This window comes from Nostoc sp. (assembly GCF_036918245.1).
In the GTDB taxonomy this organism is placed as follows: Bacteria; Cyanobacteriota; Cyanobacteriia; order Cyanobacteriales; family Nostocaceae; genus Nostoc.
The window spans coordinates 1-18,990 of sequence record NZ_JBALEF010000041.1; the positions used below are offsets into that span (position 1 = coordinate 1).

An 18,990-nucleotide genomic window follows, 5' to 3' on the forward strand; every position below is an offset into this window, starting at 1 on the left:
AGCATGGATCAAGAGTATATGCTTAAAGTTTTACAACCTTCGATTCCTCTACACTCTAACTCATCTCAAGTATAAATTTTCTTGCGTTTACCCTGCTATGGTGATTCTCTTAGAAGACTTTGGCGGAGAATCCCTACAACAATTGATGCACAAGCGCCCAGATATGTTCAGCCCCATGCCCTTATACCGATTTCTAAGTATTGCGATCGCTGTTTGCGACATTCTGGGCAGAATCCATGCAGGCAATATCATTCATAAAGATATCAACCTGGAAACATAGTCCTGCTTTACCAAGCAATTCAGAAACGACTTCACAAAGGCAACCAAGTGGCAACCCAAAATTCCAAGTCGAAATGATGTTGGTATCTGGATTATACTGGCATTGGCAAATCTGCGTTAGTGCAGGAAATCTGTAAACCAATAAACCAAAAGCGCGGCTATTTTATCTCTGATAAATTTGCTCAATTCCAGCGCAATATTCCCTACAGTGCGATCGCAGATGGCCGGCAAAAATTGGTGCAGCAAATTCTCAGTGAATCAGACGAGCAAGCAGGACAAACGCATCTTATTTACTAATAAAAACTAATAAAGATGCCCAAATTATCGTTGTTCTATGGTGATTAAATCGTGTCATTCTTGATTGCGCCAGCTGTGAGTAGCAGTGTCAAACATCTGCAATTAGCCTTGCTTTTCTCAAAAAGAATTGGAGTACAGTCTCTTGTTTAGAAATAATATCGGCTCTGCCTTCCATTCCCATTTGAATGGAACATTGTCTGTTTTTTCGACCTAAAGACAGACCTTCAGGTTCAATTGTTACCTCATAGAAGGCAGCAGTAGCTTTGGGAGTAGTTGCAATTGTAGAAGCACCTGTAGCAGCGCCATTATTCGCTGGTGGGAAAAATGCATCTGGAGAAATTGATTTAACTTTACCTTTGAGAGTACCATAATCTGGATAAGGACAAGCAGAAACTCGCATTTGCACGTTTTGTCCTGGTTTCAGCTTGTTTTTATCCTCAGTTCCTACCACTGCTTTAATTACCAAGGGGGCAGAAGTAGGAACAATTTGGGCGATTTCTTCTCCAGGGCGCAATGTTTGACCGGGGTTACGTAGGTTTAGCTTGGAGATCACACCGTCTGCTGTGGCAGAAATGATCGTTTCCTTAAGTTCGATATTTACTTGTTTAAGTTCGCGGCCATCATGCTCGAACTGTTTTTGCATTTCAATTCGTTGCTGAATAAGCGCGTTGCGTTCTTTGTTTAATGTGGCGATGTTACCTTGCCCCGTAGCTTTTTCTTGAGCAATGCGTTCCTGTGCGATCGCTACTTCTGCTGAAGTTGGATTCAGAGCAGCTTGTAGGCTTTGCAATTTGGCTTTGGCAGCAGAGAGTGCTTGTTCTTGCTGGCGAACAGCTAGTTGTGCTTCCTCGAATTGATCTTGTGACAAAGCTCCAACTTTGGCTACGTTCTCATATCGGTTTCGCTTTGACTCGGCTGCTTTTAAACCGGCAGCTGCTGCTCTGACATTCGCTGCGGCTTCTTGGACATCACTAACAGTAGTAATTTGCTTATCTCGATAATCCCGCTTGCGACTGCTCAATTGGGCTTCAGCCCCCGCAACCGCACGCTTGGTGCTGTCAGTTTGGGCTACAACTTGGTTATTAAGAGCATGAATCTGAGCGTCGATTTGAACCAGTTGTAATTTGATTTGCCCAATGCTACTTTCAAGTTGACTCTTCTTGGTTTGCAGGCGGGAGTCATCAATAGTAGCGATCGCATCTCCTGTTTTGACAACCTGATTCTCTTTCACAAAAATCCGCATAACTGGGCCTTCCGTAGCAGCCTGAACGAGCCGCAACTCACCAGCCGGACGCAGATTTGCCTGTGCTTGAACGGTGACTTTGTATTTAGTTACAGAGGCGACGGCAATTGCTATTGTCACAGTAACCAATGCGATCACGCCGCCAATAGTAGTCCAATGACCAAGTGGTGGAAGAAAATCGTTTTCTTCAACTTGGGGCAGCAAGGCAGAATTAGACTGACTAACCATAATAATAAATTGAGGGAAAGAGGATTTTTGATTTTAATTAAGAATGACAAATGACAAATGACAAATTAGTAATTATTCGTTCGAGGAGCAATCCAAAATTTCAAAGAAAGAGGATGGCATTAACTAATGGCAGCGTATTTGCCATTAGCATGGCTGGAAGATTTCACCACTAAACTTGGAGTTGATGACCGAACATCATCTAGGAAGCCCAAGTGTTCGCCAGCAATTTGGCGCAATTCTTCTGGAGAACCTTGGATTTGCAAACGTCCTTTCTCTAGTAATACAATCCAATCGGCTCGCTCAATCACTTTGGGGCGGTGACTAATTAAAATTGTGGTTTTGCCTTGGCGATAGGTAAGCAGTTGATCTAGTACTTCAGCTTCACTGGCCGGATCGAGAGCGCCAGTGGATTCATCTAAAATCAGTATCGGCGGGTTAGTAATTATCGCTCTAGCGATCGCCTGACCCAGAAGGAAGCGATAGGGCCAAACACGCACCAGATAGCGCCCAAAGCCAGTCATTTTGTCATCCGGCTGCTCAGAAAAACGGGTGTCGTCTGGCACTAGCAGCAGCATAATCCCATTGCTCCAACCCTCGACTAATTCCTTACGGCTGAGGTAACGGATACCAAATCCAGGATCAGAAATTACATATTTTTTCCCCTTCTGCCCGTATAAAACTACCCAGTGGTAGCCTTTCCAATGTATGATTGCGGGCATTGGAGCTTTATCTAAACTATCGATCAGTTGAGGAGAAGCTTTGACTTGGCGGACATTGAATCCCAAAACTTCTGCACCCCGATTTAAACCAAGCAGAGTAGTACCTTGAGACCCCGTGCCTACCGCTTCTCGTACCCGGCTCAGACTTAAAGTACGTCCGTAATGTTTAGCAACAGTTGCAAGGCAGGCAGCGCCACAATCTTCTTCACTATGTTGGAGAACAACCTGATATTTCATAAAAAATTTGGGGATTACTTGGTTACACCGTTTGCAACTTGATTTTCATGCCGTTCGCGTACTCCCACGCTCAAGCAAGCTATGGATATTACCATTTACGTTATTTGTATTATCTTTATTTAAATCAAAAAGTAGGAGCGAAAACGACCTCGCCCCTACAAACTGTGAGAAAAGGATGTTACTCAGCTAAAAGGGAAGGTGAGAGCATTCTTTTCTTTTTTAGGTTTTTCAGGATTCTAGAACACCGATTCATTAATAAAACACAAGACTGATAAACCCTGTTTTAACGTCTTTTACAACCAAACATCCCTTGTTGCAACCCAACGAAACCTGGTTTTTTCATCATAATTGCGATTACTGAATCGGTGTTCTAGTATGCGGTATTAAATAGAACCAAGGTAATCATGCAGGTAGTACAGACTCGATGTTGTTGTTAGCATCGCCGTATAAGTTACCTTTGCTGCCTGGTTTTAGATAGTATTTTTTACCTGTGTAATTCTTACCAGTGTAGGCATACCAACCTTTGTAACCCGTTACCTTGTACCAGGACACTTTATTCTTATAGGAGCCTAAATCGGTATATCCTTTGTTGAGACCTATATCATCTCCTGTGTCATTATATCCCTTTGAAATGTATAATGTACCACCACTAACAGTAGCAGCGGCTTCGTGGTCAAGGTCTTGCACCAATTCGATGCTATAAAGGTCTTGGGTTTGGTTGTTGATGTTAGACATTATTTTTCTCCTTAGTTAATTAAGGGAGGTTAGTAAGTTGAGTGTGTGCAGCACTGGCGTTTTGGGTGTTCGCCTTCACTGCACTCTTTTACAATAGGTAAATTTGATTAGACGCACATCGTCAAGTTAGGAAATTGACTTTCCAAAATTGGAAAGTCAATTTCTGAAGATAACTAAAACTTCTTAAAAACCCGAACAGGTAGAGAATTGTGACCAAAAACTGTGAGCAGGGACAGTAGGTGTAGAGGCGGTGAGAATCACCTCACTATGAGGGCCGTACATCCATCCTTGAGCTTCAATCAGTGGTGTAGATTTAGAAAGATTGTGAGGTTTGCTTGCGGTAATAAAGTCTCCCAGACCAAGAGCGTTTTCTTGTAGTGTTGATATACTTGCACTCTGGACAGTCGGAATTTGATAAGTCTGATAGGGTGCAATTGAAGGATCATCTGGCATCACTGGTAAACCTCCGTTCCCTGTAATAATGAATTTCCCTTCTGGGCGTTTACTCCGTCCAATGCAACTATTGGCAATCAACTGTGAAGTATCTATGATGTTTGTGGGCAAAGGAGTTAAGTGGGTAAATAATATTCACATTGCCTGCATTTCCTTTTCCTTGGGTTGTGACATTCAATCATTCCCTAGTCCAGAGGTTTCGGTATTTAGTAGACCACCATTTGTTGTATAAAACGATCCGGTCGTTATATTGATGTCGCCACTGTTACCTACAGCTGTTGATTGCACCGTATTAGAGATACTACTTCCATTCAGGTTTATTGCCTCTTTTGCATTAATTTCAATATCTCCCGTGAGTCAATAGAACCCAACCCTGATGGTATCCCTGACTGTAGCTGTGTACTTTCTCCAGTCATATCCAAGGAACGGGCGTTGATCGCAATACTACCCCCACCACCAGCGAGTACATTGACATCAGTGCCATTGCTGAGAGATACATCAGCTCGTTCAACGCCATTAGGAAAACTTAAACCAAGGTATGAGCCATTAATACTCATACCAACTGTACCAGTGTCTGCCATAGCTCCCAACTCCACATTTCCACCCAAAGCTAGGAGTTGACCACCATTAAGCTGTACATTACCGCTTACAAGTGCTAAGGTCTGACCAGGATTAACTTCTAAATTAGAACCTTGTAGCTGAATATTTCCTGGATTCGTCCCAAATTGTAAGCCAATGGGTAGATTGATAGTCAGCAAAGGTGAAGTTTGAGAATTTACAGTACTGAACTTAATACCATCATTAAAATTAAGACTATTAGCTGTACTTGCAATAAACGAACCGCCAATATTAAGAGAGGCATTGGAGTTAAAGATAATTCCATTGGGATTGATTAAAAATAAATTTGCAATGCCATTTGCCCGAATCATCCCATCAATATTCGAGACTGAGTTACCTGTGACGCGAGTCAAGATGTTCTAAATCTGCATCGCATTATTAAAAAATGCCTCCTTGCCTGTAGGTACGGAAAACTCGCTAAAACTGTGGAACAGGTTGCTACCCCGAACTGTTCCCCCCTCAATTGTACAAGCTGTGCATCTTGGCGCGACGCTGGAAGTTATGGGAAGTGTTTTATCAGGAACAATTTGTGCGTGAACGGGGCTAGTGATTACAAAAGTTGCGATCGCCAAAGGCGGGGCGTAGCCCATCGCACACCATCCCGTTATACTTTTCGCTCCAGAACCAAATAGCAGCGATTCCCAGCTTTGATAACACCTGAATTTAGCTTTCACCAGACTTATAGACTTCTCACAACCAGTAGTCATACTACGTCATCAAGGTTGATAAATTGTCATCTTCCTTAACTAAGGCGCTGATTTTCCAATCTTGGAAAACTAAATTCCTCAAACTGCAACACGCAACCAGTTGATTATTTGTATAGTCTTAAAGGATAAGTTTTACTTAAATGGCAAGTTAGATTTCTAGCCATAAAAAGTTAGACCTCCTATAGTTTTGCTAGCTTAAATATATTGAAAATTACACCAGTTATGAGTGAAGAACTAAAGCAAACTTTACAAAAATTTTTAGTTGTTGATGACCATGAAGCTATTCTTCAAGGTACAATCCCAGCACTTCAAGAAAAATACCCAGAAGCAGAAATTTTTGCAATTCAGGATGCCCAGACTGCCTATCAGCAATTTTAACATCACCACCCAGACTTGCTAATTGTTGATTTATGTTTGCCAGAAAAGCCTCAATCTCCAGCGAAGGTTGAGGTTGGGATGCAACTGATCAACACTTTGATGTCAAGCCCTCTCGCCCCTAATTTAGTGGTGCTGAGTACCAATGTCAAACCGTTGGTGCGTCTCAAGCCGATGATTAATGCCTATGAAGGGGGCTTTGCAGCTATGGATAAGTCTTTGCCGATCCGGGAAATGTTAAAGTTCGTTGACTTGGCATTGCGCGGCTCTATTTATTTATCTTCAGAACTGCGATCGCGCCCAGAATTTGATCGAAAACGGATCGAAGTACTAACGCTGAAATATGAAGAAGGTTTAACAGATAAAGCGATCGCCCAAAAAATGAAGTTGAGCGATCGCACCGTACGCAACTACTGGATTAGAGTGCAAGATTCTTTAGGTGTGTATGACGAACCTGGTAAAGAATTGAGAATTCAAATTGAGATCGCAGCTAGAAAAATCGGATTAATCAACTGATGAAATTCGCACTCTCGACTAAAAGCAATTTATGGGAAAAACTTCAGCAAGAACTGAAACTTTGGCGAGAAGTAGTGCTGCCAGGACTTTCAGTTATAGGATTAATTATACTTGTTCGCTCAACAGGATTATTGCAATCACAAGAGTAGCTTGCTTTCGATCAATTGTTACGGTTGCGACCGAATGAAGCCGTCGATTCGCGGGTGGTAATTGTGGGTATTGATGAAGACGATATCAACTATGTAGGCAAGTTTCCCATACCAGATAAAGAAATTGCCCAAATGTTGAACATCTTAAATAGCTACAAACCCAGAGTCATCGGTCTCGACCTTTTTAGAGATAAAAATAATTCGGCTGATGCAGAGCTTGCACCTGTCTGGAGAGAGAATCCAAATCTGATCGGAGTTGAAGTAACATTAAATCAAAAGCAATCTTTTAATGTTAAACCACCACCTGAGTTACCTCCTGAACGAGTCGGCTTTGCAGATACAATAGTAGACCCAGATGGAAAGCTGCGACGTAGCTTAATCGCAAGTAAAACTTATACCGGAGAACTGAAATACTCCCTATCTCTGCGTTTAGCACAATTTTATTTGCACGAGCAAGGAATAGAGTTTGCTCATGGGAGTCGCTCTAAAGACCCCATCAAGTTTGGTTCAAGTCAGCTAGTCCGGTTTCTCCCCAATTCTGGCGGATATGTGGGAACTGATGCTAATGGCTTTCAAGTGCTATTAAACTTTCGCTCTCATCCCCAACCTTTTCGCACCATATCTTTAAGGGATATCCTTAATAATAAAATTGATCCTAATTGGATTCGCGATCGCACCGTGATTATTGGCATGACTGCTGCCAGTGTTAAAGATAGATTTACCATCTCGGCAGTTAAAAATACACTCTATACCACGGGTTTAGGAGTTGACGAGTCTTCTGATCAATACCAATGGATTTATGGTGTAGAAGTTCATGCTCATGCTACGAGTGAAATTATTAGTCATGTTTTAGACAGACGACCACTGTTAAAAGTATGGTCAGAAATTTGGGAGTATTTATGGATTTTAACTTGGGGTTTAATCGGCATCATTCTGGGTTTAATCCTTCAATCTCCAGCAAAAACATTGTTGAGCCTTGGTATAACTAGTATCGAAATCGTCGGAATTTGTTATTTTGGACTGATTCTCGGTTGGTGGATTCCTTTAGTACCAACCTTGTTAGCTTTTACCAGTGCAGGACTGACGACATTTTTTTTTGACCGAGATTTAAGAGCGCTACTCGAACAGCGCAGTTTAACTCTTAAGCGCTCTTTTGAAGCAATCCATAATGGGCCTCTGCAATCCCTGGCTGTGATCTTGAGAAATCTTGGTGAGGAAGAGATAGAGCCGGAAAAATTGCGATCGCAACTTGAACAACTAAATCGAGAGTTACGGACTATTCCTGATTATCTCAGTCAAGAAATGCTTAGTCGCAGTGATAGTCTTTATTTAGAGGGAAGTGAAGTTATCGATTTGCAAACTCCAATTGCTGAGATGCTTTATTATGTCTACGACATTACTTTAAGAAGAAACTTTCAAGGATTGACAACAATCCAAAGTTTTATTGCTCCCAATTTTGAACCATTAGAAGAGTGCAACTTTAATGCAAATCAAAAGCGAGGGTTGTACCTTTTTTTGCAAGAAGCTTTATGTAATGTCGGCAAACATTCCCAGGGAGCTACCCGTCTTGATGTTATTTGTACGCGATCGTCGAAGGAGTATTGTCTACAAATAATTGATAATGGATTTGCAAATAAATCTAAAAAGTATCAAGGTGGCGGGCAAGGAACAGACCAAGCTCAAGATTTAGCCCGACAATTGAGAGGCAAGTTTCGACGATTTCCTGACTCTCCACAAGGCACTGTCTGCAAGTTGACTTGGCCAATAGCAAGTACTTGGTGGCAACAATTTTTGTGTTTAGGTATAGCAAAGTGCTGAGTGCTGTTAGCGGATAGCTAAGGTTTAGCCCGTGCTGAGTAAAAACCCAGTTTTTTCAAGCCTTTGAGCAATCAACACTGTCCTAATCTATCTTACTACAGCTATAACTGGAAAATTTTAGTCAGGATAAAAATATGTTAATTGCTACTTAAAGCAAACTTATCTTGTAAAATTCACAGGTATAGTCTCCCTTATGCCATCATGCAACGCTTTCTTTGCCATATCCGTCGCGTTCAGGCAGCTTTATTCTTGACAACGCTGATTTTATGCTTGTGGTTAGCACATCCTTCCCTAAAAATTGGGCATAAGGGAATCGCAGAGATAGCAACAGCCCAATCCCCAATTTTAATGGAGCCAGTACAGCAGGGACTTAAGCTATATCAAGCTGGCGATATTCAAGGAGCGATCCAGTCTTGGCAAAAAGCTCTCTCCTCCGCTCAAGAGGGTAACAGTAATTATGCTGGTAAAATGAGTATACAGAGATACCTGGCAAGAGCATACCAACAACTAGGCCAAATACCTGAAGCGATCGCTCAATTAAAGCAAGTTATTGACTACTATCGTCAGACAAACGAGCCGCTCAAGGTAGGACGGATGCTGACAGAACAGGCTCAACTCTACAGTAGCTTGGGACAGCACCGACGTGCAATTACCATTTTGTGCGGTGAAAATCAAAGCAATGCAACTTGTAGTCAAGATAGTGCTATAGAAATTGCCCGTCATCAGTCAGATGAACTAGGCGAAGTAGCCGCTTGGGGTAGTCTGGGAAATGCTCATCGTCTTCAAGGCAAGTATGAGCAAGCTATTCAAGATTTTGAACGCAGCGATGAAATCGTCAAAGGCATTAAGAATCAAACTTATCTGGTGTGTAACCTGAATGGTTTAGCTAATACCTACGCTAGTCTTGCAAAGCGCAATCAGCGTCATGCCGAATTTGCCAGTGAAGTAGGCGACAACAAAGCTGCCCAAAAATTCCAGCAATACACTGTTGGTTATGATAACCAAGCTGTACAATATTTTGAGCAAAGCCTGCATCTAGCTCGTAGCCAGAATGACAAAGTAAACGAACTGCGATCGCTAGTAGGTTTAATTAGGCTTTACGATCGCCAACATCCTTACGAGCCAGCCATAGTTAACAATACACTACAGCAAGCCCTAGTCGTGTTGGAACAATTGCCTGACTCTCGTGATAAAGCTTATACAGCGATTCAACTTGCTAATCTTTTACAACTGGTTAACCAAAAGAACGAGTCGGTCACTACTGACCCAGCAACTCAATGCTTGAAGTCAGAATCGTTACCTAAGTCTGTTGAACTACTCAACAAAGCTGTGGCAATCAATCAAAAAATCCAAGATCAGGAGGGAGAATCCTTTGCCAAAGGTCGATTAGGACACATTTACGAATGTCGTCAAGATTATCAACAAGCTATAAATTTAACTCAACAAGCCCTGATTGGCACTGTTGCTAACGAGAACCTTTACTTGTGGACATGGCAAACAGGACGCTTATTTAGAGCCACAGGTCGAGTGCAAGAAGCGATTAATTTTTATGAAAAATCTATTGACAGTCTCAAAAGTATCCGTAGTGAGCTAATCCTGCAACAGCGAGATTTACAGTTTGACTTTCGAGACAAAGTAGAACCAGTTTACCGCGAGTTGCTAGAGTTACGCCTAGAGCAAACTAATGATCTTGTCCAAAAATCAGATATTCAACAAAATTTAGAATCGGTACTTCCAATAATAAATGAGTTAAGGTTAGCAGAACTACAAAACTATTTAGGGAATAATTGCGATTTAGCACTTATTCAGAAACCAGTGCCACTAGTAGGGAAAAACACTGCTGTATTGAGTTCGATTATTTTGAAAGAGCGCCTTGCAATCATTCTCACCTGATCTGACGGGAATCAAAAATTTAAGTCAAAAGTTTTTTGGGTGCCTGTTAAAAGTCAAGAAGTTAGAGATGTTATCAATGATCTACGGACTAAACTAGAAAAACGCTCTGACTTGGAAAACACTTATAAAGCCAGAGCGCAACAAGTATATAACTGGTTTATTCGTCCTTTTATCAGCGATTTAGAAAAAGAGAAAATTGAAACTTTAGTGTTTATTCAAGATGGAATTCTTCGGAGTATTCCCATAGCTGTACTGTTTGACGGTAAGCAATTCGTGATTGAAAAATATGCGATCGCCTTTGCTCCAGCATTGACTTTAACCAATCCTCAACAGTCAAACCCACAAAAATTACAGGTATTAGCTTTCGGCTTGACACAACCAGCTACCATCGAAACAGATGCTGGCTCAAAATTTTTTGAGCCGCTTACACAAGTTAAATCTGAGTTGAAAGCAATTACAACAAGTTTACCCAAAAGCAAGGGCTTACTGGATCGAGATTTTACTCCTGAGCGCTTGCAAGAAGAATTAGAAAAAAATACTTATCCAATAATTCACCTAGCGACTCACGGTAAATTTGGTATTGATGATAGAGAAACGTTCTTAGTAACTGGGAAAAAAGTTGCAGTAAATCGCCAAAAATCACTTCCAAGTAAGATTTACAAGGAAAAATTGACACTAAACGACCTTTATCAACTTATTAATCGCATTTACCCTCAAAATAAACCGATTGAGTTACTAACATTGACAGCTTGTGAAACAGCAGTAGGTAGCGATCGCCAAACTCTGGGTTTGGCTGGTATCGCCATCCAAGCCGGATCTCAAAGTGCCATAGCTTCTCTATGGAAAGTTGATGATGCAGCAACGGCACAACTCATAGCGAAATTTTATCAAAACTGGCATAGCGGAATGAGTAAAGCCAAAGCCTTACAGGCGGCTCAAATAGCTTGGTTGCAAACGCATCAGCAGCAACTTGAAAGTCACCCCGGATATTGGGCACCATTCATTCTCATTGGTAACTGGCTTTGATCTCTACATCTATGAAAATTTCGTACTTTTACTCATACCAATTTTCTATAAACTTGCACTAAATAGACCTGCCTTGAAAATAGAGGCTGAAACAACACAAAATCATTCTCAGATTATTTTCATTGTTCCTTGTGAGCGCAGCTGATGGAGTCTCTTGCAAAAGTCCCTAACACCCCACCCCCAACCCTCCCCTTACCAAGGGGAGGGGAGCATTTGCGTTAGCAAATGCGGGGTGGGGTTCTTTATTTTTGATTTATGCAAGAGGTCTAATGATTACCCTTCTCTTACTTGACGTTCTTAACCTTCTTGGCAGTTAGTTTAATAAAACTTAAGTGCATCATCACGTCGAATTGGTATCAACAAGACCTTTAGAACGACTCATTTCTCCTAGCGCTGCAATTGATGTATTTTACTATTTGTCAGTATTAGTTTAGTTTGTTCTCTTAATTCTATTTTAGTTCCAGTTGCTACCTGTTCTAGAAGAGACTCTCTTAATTCTCTAAGAGTCGGCTCATTTTTGGAACTTAAAGCAATTTCTAAAGTGTTATACCACAAATCAGCTTTGTTATAAAGATTTGCCTTGATTAAAACATTATTGCTCTGCGATAGTTGTTTTTTAAAATCCGGTGGAGTTGAAACTGCTTTCATCGCAGCGATCGCAAACGGATTAGCTGAAGGACGATTAGCATCGCAGACCAATTCGACTTGCCAAAGATATCTTTGACCAACTAACAATTCCAGATTAGACAGAGATAAAACCATGATTCCAGAGGAACTTTTAAAATTTTCATCTTTAATCTCTTTTACCAATATAGATTGTTTATTAGTTTCGTCATACTCATAAAGGCGAAACTCCATTTGCCAGGAGTTATTATCTTTCACAAACCAGGCGAATGTTGGACTATTTGCTAAAGTTTGACCATAACTTTGCGTAGGTGCAAGTAAGATAATATGTGGAATACTACTTAAGGATGCTTCTGTTTGAGTCTCGCATCCTCTAGAACCACCTGAACTTCCTCTAGTCTGCGGTGGAGGGTCATCAGAATTATTGTTGTTCTTGTCAGCTAAGGCTGTTGTAGACATCGATAATAATAAGCTTAAAGTAATATAACTAGTAAGGATGTTCCTCAAACTTTTGTGTAAAGGGCATAGTATTTGAGCCATATTCTTACTCTGTAAAGTTTTCAAGCAAGTCTATTGACTATACATATAATTAAACCTAAATTATGCATGACTTTTCCCGCTAAGTCTCCGAAAGGTGACTCACAAAGGATTCTATATAAAGCACAGCATATACGGTACAGTAATTGAGTGTTGCTAATAGTACTTTGGTTAGTACAAGCTGAATCTATCCCCTTTTTTCGCACCCTCGCAGACATTTGTGCAATTCTCTTAACCTCTCACGGGTGCTTTGCGGGCAACATGAACAGCAGAAAGAAACGAGAGTTGTACGCTATCTCCAAATTTTTCTAGCTTCTGGCGCAATCTTGCAAATAGTAACTCTTTCGCTTGTGGCTCTAGTCTCCGAAAGGTACTCAAAAGCTTGAGGTAGTCATCAATGCTATAGGTGACTTCACACGCAGTTTGCTCGACAACCAACTCTTTAAAACAATTGGAGTCTAAAATCTCTTGTCCAAACCCCCTCAAAATCTCCGCTTGAATCTGGGCACCTTCATATCGAACAAAGGAGGGCGCATAAGCTTGATACACTTCCTCTAGAACTTGGTAAACTTCGTATCTCGGTTCTGGGGTCAAATTCCATAGCAGGATAAGAAAACCGTTATCGCACATGGCCGCTGCTGCCTTGGTATATCTAATCTCTGGCGGTATCCAGTGAAAGGCATTGGCAGATAGAACGGCATTGAACTGTTTTGCTTCTAGTTCCCACTCCTCAAATGAAGTATTGCAAATTGTAACTTTTGGATATCGATCGCAGTTGTCTTGTGCCAAATGACAAAAATCCTGGTTTGGCTCAATACACGTCATTGAAAAACCAAATTCAGCAAAAGCCACCGTCGCATTTCCTGGACCACAACCAACCTCAAGAATCGATGCATCTGAGTCAAGTTGGGCTAAAGCCACAGACCGATCAATTAGTTCCTTTGGATAGTGCGGTCTTGCATTGTAATAAACATCAGCAACCGGAGAATACCAAGTCCTTCGCTGTTCCAAATCCATAGAAGCTCTGGCATTTATTTCTTGTCTAAAGTCTTGCATAAGCTAGGGCGTGTCAGCTTTTGAGTCCAATTTCATTTTAGAACTAGCAAGGGATCTGTCAAAATTTTTATTAAGGTTATTTTGAGTATTTTAACTAATTGACAAAAGGCACTTTATTTTAACCTCTCACGAATGGGGCAAGGGTATCCGGCGATGCGCTTGAACTTTTGCCAAACACCAGAGGATATTGAACATGGAATTGAAATTATTGGTCGGCTAATTAAAAAGTATTTAACTGAGAGTTTTATCAGTATGGGTTTGTCATCTCAACGCGTAAGTGTATCGTCTATTCATTTATAGTCATGTTCAGTTACACATAATTCATTAAGTGGTGAAACGCCGAGCGCACCAATGCTAACCCATCAATTAAAAATTAAAATCACTGTGACGCAGACATCAGTTAAATTGGAGTGCAAAGGGACTTACAAAAAATAAAATTAGCAATAAATAGAATAATAATCAATTAAAAACATGGGAAGAGGAGCAGTCAATGGCTACTCCTCCTCCCACCCATAAATTGTAGTAAATTTAACTTAGATTCAAATTTTTGGGTGCTTGAAGTCCCTTAAGTTTGGACAATAAGGGATTGCGATTGTAAACAGGGAATTGGTTAATATAACTCGAATGAGTAGCGATGTCTACAGCAACTACGGCAACTTCGTTCAGCGATCGCTAATCAATTACTAGTGAGGTACAGATAATCGTAGGGGCACAACATGTTCATACGTGTCAACTTAACGTGAAACCCTTGTCAAGACTAGATATTGAGTTCATTTACTTAACCATTACGATCCCCATCACCACACCCCGGTTTTGTCTAAAGCTAAAACCGCCCCTCCCCTTACCAAGGGGAGGGGTTGGGGGTGGGGTAAAGCGTATGTGGGACAAGCGCTTCAGCTTAAGTTGACACCAATGAACATGTTGTACCCCTACCCGTGTACTTCTTTTACCTGAAATACGCTGTATATTCCAGCACTTTCCCATACTCCCAGCGACACACCGTTTCTACCAATATTTCTTTGTCGCTGCTAAATTCAAAACATTTATTTGCTTGTATGCTTTAGCCTAAGATTGAGTCTGAATCCAGTTCCCACTGATGTTTGAGCAATTCTTGGTAAGTTGTTTCCCGAATTATCATCTGCTTATAGAGCATAAGCAAAAGCTCTTGAGCTTGTTCACGAGACATCTGCTGCACTTGGTCAGCAAAAGTTCTAAGGCTAAATTCTTTTTCTAAAGATAATGTAATGGGTTGATTCATCGCAGTGTCAATCGCCCAACTAGGCGAAAACTAAAGGGTCAATGTTGGCAATCTTGAAAAGAAGCGTTCATATCTAGCTGCCGTTAGCAGTAATACACTCATCAAGCGACCTACTAGGTATTCCCTTACTTAGCGGTGTCAAACCTAAATATGAACTTCTGTTAACTAGTATAACAAAATATTTACAAAGCTGAGATGATGGCATATTAATGCTTTAGTACATCCTGTGTCACTGATACCCCAAATATCCGAGTAATCATTTGTAATGAATCCTTACACTATCCTTAATCAGACCGGACTTCAGCGTGTTAGTGATGGCATGACCCGACCCCTACTAGAAAATTGCGAGACTGCCTCATATATCCTTATTTTAGTCTGGCCACAACTTGGGGATTTTGATAGTCTTGAATATGCGTGGTGGTTACAGCGCAAAGCTAAAAAATTGTCAGATGAAAAACTCGCTATTCGTGCAGTGGGAATTGGTAATCGCGCCTCTGGAACAAGATTCTGTGAATATACAGGATTTCCACCTGAAAATTTATTTGTTGAACCTAATGGAGAACTACATCACCAACTAAAACTTTATTCAGGTCTCAATCTTCCTCTGGCTGGACTTTCCCCTGCTCAGAAAGCTTGGCTAAATCTAGTGTTAATGTGTGCAGGGTTTGGAAGTCCTGGAACGCTAAGAGAAGTTTTTCGGGGATACAGGGGAGATCGTCAAGCGCCTCAACTTATTGAAGATAATGAAATTATTCAAGGTACTCCTCTACCTGCTTTTCAAGGCTCGTTTTTCCAATTAGCTGGCGGAAGTGGGTTTCAACGTCCCTTTGAATTAGCTACTCTACGGCTACGGAATATGGTGGAAGTTCTCAGCAATTGGCATACTTATGTACCTAATTCTGCCTACTTAACTCAGCGTGGTGGAACTTTTCTGTTTGATAGTAAAGGCCAGTTACTTTACGAACATCGAGATCCAGGAATTCTAGGCTTTGCTGCTAATATGAGTCAGCCCCTATCATTTTTATCCTTGATCGAAACGGATAGCCTTACCTCAACTCACTAATTCCTAATTGCTATCTCAATAATATTTAATACAACAAAAGTTTGAAAAAGAATTCAGAATTCAGGAGTTAGAATCAAGACGCTCTCTACGTTCATGCAGCGTGTCGCAGACAGACGCTTTGTGTAGCTTGCTTCTATGTAAGAGTACGCACACTCACTACCCCTGCGCTATGAGTGGGGCATACCCTGCGGGATCTTGCTACAAACCCGCCATTGATTGAAAACTACTAAATCTTCTCTTTTAGAGACGCTGTTCGCGTTTAATTTAGTGGGGTTTTAAACCCTCTTGTTCAGACGCTTCCGGACTTGCTCTAAGCGTTGGCGCAGCTTCTCTAAGAGTTGCCATGCCGAATTTACGCTATGCTATCCGCCAGTCGTACAGAATTCATTCTGAATTCTGCTGAAAATCGAGATAAGTGAGGACTTTCTAATGACGCTTGAATTTCATTTGTGCGAAGTGGTCTTCCAGTAGGAAAATAGATGAAGCAGTAGTGACTATCAAGCTATATGTTTGAAATTATGGTGTTAAATCATTTCTTGTTAAAAGAGCCTGCTTCGGTATTTCATCAACACTCCGAGCACATCAATCTACTTTTGTAAATCTAAAATCTTAAAAGAAGCTCTAATGGGTGTAAAAGTCATAATAATTCGTAATTGATAATGACGCTTGCGGACTCGCTAACGTAATTCGTAGTTGTAATCACTGCTTACTCTGTACTCTTTTAATTACAAATTACGAATACAGCAAGTAAGGATAAATAAAATGTCATTTATTATGCAAACCTCTGGAACTCTTACTGGTTTAGATATCTTGGTAGTTGAGGATGATGATGATACTCGCTTTTTTATCACTACTGTCTTGGAAATGGATGGAGCAACAGTTATAGCAGTCATATCAGCAGCAGATGCACGCAATGTATTGTCTGAATTGCAACCCGATGTTTTAATTAGTGATATCGGGTTGCCAGGGGAGGATGGCTACACTTTCATCTCCAAATTCCGTGCGCTTAAACCAAATAATGTTGGACGAGTCCCGGCTATTGCTTTAACAGCCTATGCTGATAGTGAGGCTCGTATCCGTGCCTTGGAAGCTGGCTTTGACACTCATATATCTAAACCGGTCGCTCCAGAAGAACTAGTGGAGATAGTGGCTAATTTGGTTGCTGCTTGTAATTGGTAATATTCTCATCGGTCTTGATAATCTTCAGAAGACTTTGGATCTAACTCCCAGCGATCGCCATCACGATCCTCTAAAATATCGTTGGTATGCAGAAACTCAGAATCAGCCATTTCTAGCCCCACTGCTGCTTCTAAGTCCTCAGTTACATTTTGATCGGGAGTGGAAGTACTACCACCAACTGCTTCATCTCCAACTGCATCTGCATCTTGCCAATAAGCATCAACATCCCCACCAGTCAATTTCGGACTAGTTTCTGTGTACTCGTCTCTTTCATCCTGCATGGAGCGTCCGCCAATATTGTATCCCGGCAAGTCTTTCACACCAGTACCGTAGGATTCGGTAATCTCTTGTGGCAAATCATTACTTTTAATTTTATCATTATGATTTTTTTCTGCCATGATACTAGCCCTTTTCTGCATTCTCACAATAACGTTTTCTTGTTACTAATTTGTCTAACTAGAGGTGTATAGCTGATAAAATAATCTATCCCCTGGGTACGACGCTAAACCAGCGATCGCGCCATAAGATTGTAGCTATGAATTCATGGTCAAGGAACTTGTAGTTAAAAGTTATGAGTTAGAAGTTATCAAACCGAAATTATTCATTAGCGAACTTTTCACTCATAACTGTTTTTTGTTAAGCAAAAATAGGCATCCAAAAATAGAATTTTAATAAGTTTAGCATTTTAACTTGGTATTCATCTTTTTGACTACCTAAATGCTAAAAAATTTGAGTAAAGGAGGCAGATAATAATGATAATAAGTAATTCAAACTTACTTTATTCAGAAAAGAATCTGTCTATTTAACTGTGCGAGTCGATAAATATTGTTGTAGCTAGCTAAAGATTAGAGAAATAAAAACCTAACACCATTTATGACCGAACATAACAATCACTCCGGTAATAAAAAAGTTGCTATCCTCATTGAACAAGCAGTAGAGGATGCAGAATTTACAGTTCCATATAATGGATTCAAACAAGCAGGAATGGAGGTAGTAGTCCTTGGTTCCCGAATGAATGAAAAATATCAGGGTAAACGCGGCAAACTTAGTATACAAGCCGACGGTACCACAACGGAAGCGATCGCAGCCGAATTTGATGCAGTAGTGATTCCCGGTGGTATGGCTCCTGACAAAATGCGGCGGAACCTTAATACAGTACGTTTCGTACAAGAGGCTATCCAACAAGGAAAATTAGTCGCTGCGGTTTGCCACGGCCCACAAGTTTTGATTGAAGGCGACTTGCTTAAAGGCAAACAAGTTACTGGGTTTAGCGCTATTGCCAAGGATATAACTAACGCTGGCGCAAATTATTTAGATGAGCCGTTGGTGGTTGACGGAAATTTGATTACATCTCGTGAACCCGGAGACTTGGCAATTTTCACCACAGCTATTTTGAGTCGTTTGGGTTATGGTGGCAAAGATGCTGCATTACCAAATGAGAAAGACACAGGCGCTGAATGGTGGAAACTGGCTGATGCTTGGGGTGGCTCAACTAAAGGTGATATCAGCAAAGGTTTAAATACTGCCCTGACTGGTGAACGTTATTCGCTAGAAGCATTTGAGAAGTATTTGCAAAAGGAATCAGATAGCGAAATTAAATCGCTTTTCCAACAAATAATTAGTAATAAACAACGCCACATTGAAAAACTGGAAACCTATCTTCAGCGATTGGGCGAGAAACCCTCTTTAGGGGCAAATATTGCTAATCAGTATGCCAAGGTGAAGACTGCCTTAACAGGAAGTGATGACATATATCAGTTACGTTCCGCTTTAGGGGATGTGCAAACGGGTATTGGCGATATAGGTAATTTGTCTGCCACGTTTACTGACCCAGTAGCAACTGCTATTTTCAAACAAATTTACCAGGATTTATTGAAATCTGAACAGCAATTAGTAGAGTTGTATAGAGGGCGGACAACCGCTCAGGTTCAGCCTCCTAAGCCGACTACTGGGGCAGCTATATCAATGTAACTGATTTAA

The 18,990-nt window shown here is 40.9% G+C and carries 17 protein-coding genes and 3 pseudogenes; 11 read left to right on the top strand and 9 right to left on the bottom strand.

Annotated features, from left to right (window positions below):
- Both V7L12_RS09270 and V7L12_RS09275 read left to right on the top strand, forming a co-directional pair.
- Nucleotides 1–280 (top strand): annotated as a pseudogene (locus V7L12_RS09270) (hypothetical protein); the annotation flags it as partial.
- A gap of 119 nt (nt 281–399) precedes the next feature.
- Complete coding sequence (locus V7L12_RS09275; protein ID WP_335084060.1) at nt 400–576, top strand: hypothetical protein; 177 nt, start codon at nt 400–402, stop codon at nt 574–576.
- Nucleotides 577–664: 88 nt separating this feature from the next.
- On the opposite strand, the gene V7L12_RS09280 is transcribed toward V7L12_RS09275, so the two are convergent.
- The 5 genes and pseudogenes from V7L12_RS09280 to V7L12_RS09300 all read right to left on the bottom strand — a co-directional run bounded on the left by V7L12_RS09280 (nt 665) and on the right by V7L12_RS09300 (nt 5,516).
- A complete protein-coding gene (locus V7L12_RS09280) occupies nt 665–2,047 on the bottom strand; it encodes an HlyD family secretion protein (protein ID WP_335084061.1) in 1,383 nt (460 codons plus the stop codon).
- Nucleotides 2,048–2,499: 452 nt separating this feature from the next.
- Nucleotides 2,500–3,003, bottom strand: a pseudogene (locus V7L12_RS09285) (cysteine peptidase family C39 domain-containing protein); the annotation flags it as partial.
- A gap of 402 nt (nt 3,004–3,405) precedes the next feature.
- Nucleotides 3,406–3,738 (bottom strand): hypothetical protein, encoded by a 333-nt coding sequence (locus tag V7L12_RS09290; RefSeq protein WP_335084062.1) that lies wholly within the window; start codon nt 3,736–3,738, stop codon nt 3,406–3,408.
- A 183-nt stretch (nt 3,739–3,921) separates the two neighbouring features.
- Nucleotides 3,922–4,302: a hypothetical protein gene (locus V7L12_RS09295; RefSeq protein WP_335084063.1), complete on the bottom strand. Its 381-nt coding sequence runs from the start codon at nt 4,300–4,302 to the stop codon at nt 3,922–3,924.
- 206 nt (nt 4,303–4,508) lie between these two features.
- Nucleotides 4,509–5,516, bottom strand: a pseudogene (locus V7L12_RS09300) (filamentous hemagglutinin N-terminal domain-containing protein).
- A 222-nt stretch (nt 5,517–5,738) separates the two neighbouring features.
- Between V7L12_RS09300 and V7L12_RS09305 the strand changes: the two are divergent.
- From V7L12_RS09305 to V7L12_RS09330, 6 genes are all read left to right on the top strand, one after another.
- Complete coding sequence (locus V7L12_RS09305; RefSeq protein WP_335084064.1) at nt 5,739–5,894, top strand: hypothetical protein; 156 nt, start codon at nt 5,739–5,741, stop codon at nt 5,892–5,894.
- Nucleotides 5,895–5,972: 78 nt separating this feature from the next.
- Nucleotides 5,973–6,407 carry a hypothetical protein gene (locus tag V7L12_RS09310; RefSeq protein ID WP_335084065.1) on the top strand — a complete coding sequence of 145 codons (435 nt, stop codon included), beginning with the start codon at nt 5,973–5,975 and terminating at the stop codon, nt 6,405–6,407.
- The gene (locus V7L12_RS09315; protein WP_335084066.1) at nt 6,407–6,556 is read left to right on the top strand and encodes a hypothetical protein; all 150 of its coding nucleotides are present in this window, start codon (nt 6,407–6,409) and stop codon (nt 6,554–6,556) included. Before V7L12_RS09310 ends, V7L12_RS09315 begins: the two co-directional genes overlap by 1 nt.
- 15 nt (nt 6,557–6,571) lie before the next feature.
- Nucleotides 6,572–8,374, top strand: a complete 1,803-nt coding sequence (locus V7L12_RS09320) for a CHASE2 domain-containing protein (RefSeq protein ID WP_335084067.1) — start codon at nt 6,572–6,574, stop codon at nt 8,372–8,374.
- Between the two features lie 201 nt (nt 8,375–8,575).
- Complete coding sequence (locus V7L12_RS09325) at nt 8,576–10,267, top strand: tetratricopeptide repeat protein (RefSeq protein ID WP_335084068.1); 1,692 nt, start codon at nt 8,576–8,578, stop codon at nt 10,265–10,267.
- Between the two features lie 39 nt (nt 10,268–10,306).
- Entirely contained in the window at nt 10,307–11,293 is a 987-nt protein-coding gene (locus V7L12_RS09330; protein ID WP_335084069.1) for a CHAT domain-containing protein, read from the top strand.
- Nucleotides 11,294–11,680: 387 nt separating this feature from the next.
- On the opposite strand, the gene V7L12_RS09335 is transcribed toward V7L12_RS09330, so the two are convergent.
- From V7L12_RS09335 to V7L12_RS09345, 3 genes are all read right to left on the bottom strand, one after another.
- Nucleotides 11,681–12,457 carry a DUF928 domain-containing protein gene (locus V7L12_RS09335; protein WP_335084070.1) on the bottom strand — a complete coding sequence of 259 codons (777 nt, stop codon included), beginning with the start codon at nt 12,455–12,457 and terminating at the stop codon, nt 11,681–11,683.
- Nucleotides 12,458–12,685: 228 nt separating this feature from the next.
- Nucleotides 12,686–13,510: a class I SAM-dependent methyltransferase gene (locus tag V7L12_RS09340; protein WP_335084071.1), complete on the bottom strand. Its 825-nt coding sequence runs from the start codon at nt 13,508–13,510 to the stop codon at nt 12,686–12,688.
- 1,060 nt (nt 13,511–14,570) lie between these two features.
- A complete protein-coding gene (locus V7L12_RS09345) occupies nt 14,571–14,768 on the bottom strand; it encodes an NblA/ycf18 family protein (RefSeq protein ID WP_335084072.1) in 198 nt (65 codons plus the stop codon).
- 265 nt (nt 14,769–15,033) lie between these two features.
- Between V7L12_RS09345 and V7L12_RS09350 the strand changes: the two genes are divergently transcribed.
- Together V7L12_RS09350 and V7L12_RS09355 are read left to right on the top strand one after the other, a co-directional pair.
- On the top strand, nt 15,034–15,831 hold the full coding sequence (locus V7L12_RS09350) for a peroxiredoxin-like family protein (RefSeq protein ID WP_335084073.1): 798 nt from the start codon (nt 15,034–15,036) through the stop codon (nt 15,829–15,831).
- A gap of 774 nt (nt 15,832–16,605) precedes the next feature.
- On the top strand, nt 16,606–17,010 hold the full coding sequence (locus V7L12_RS09355) for a response regulator (protein ID WP_442947880.1): 405 nt from the start codon (nt 16,606–16,608) through the stop codon (nt 17,008–17,010).
- A 5-nt stretch (nt 17,011–17,015) separates the two neighbouring features.
- On the opposite strand, the gene V7L12_RS09360 is transcribed toward V7L12_RS09355, so the two are convergent.
- Nucleotides 17,016–17,408 (bottom strand): DUF6335 family protein, encoded by a 393-nt coding sequence (locus tag V7L12_RS09360; protein WP_292783360.1) that lies wholly within the window; start codon nt 17,406–17,408, stop codon nt 17,016–17,018.
- A gap of 475 nt (nt 17,409–17,883) precedes the next feature.
- On the opposite strand from V7L12_RS09360, the gene V7L12_RS09365 reads away from it, so the two are divergent.
- The gene (locus V7L12_RS09365; RefSeq protein WP_335084074.1) at nt 17,884–18,981 is read left to right on the top strand and encodes a DJ-1/PfpI/YhbO family deglycase/protease; all 1,098 of its coding nucleotides are present in this window, start codon (nt 17,884–17,886) and stop codon (nt 18,979–18,981) included.
- Nucleotides 18,982–18,990 lie beyond the last annotated feature (9 nt).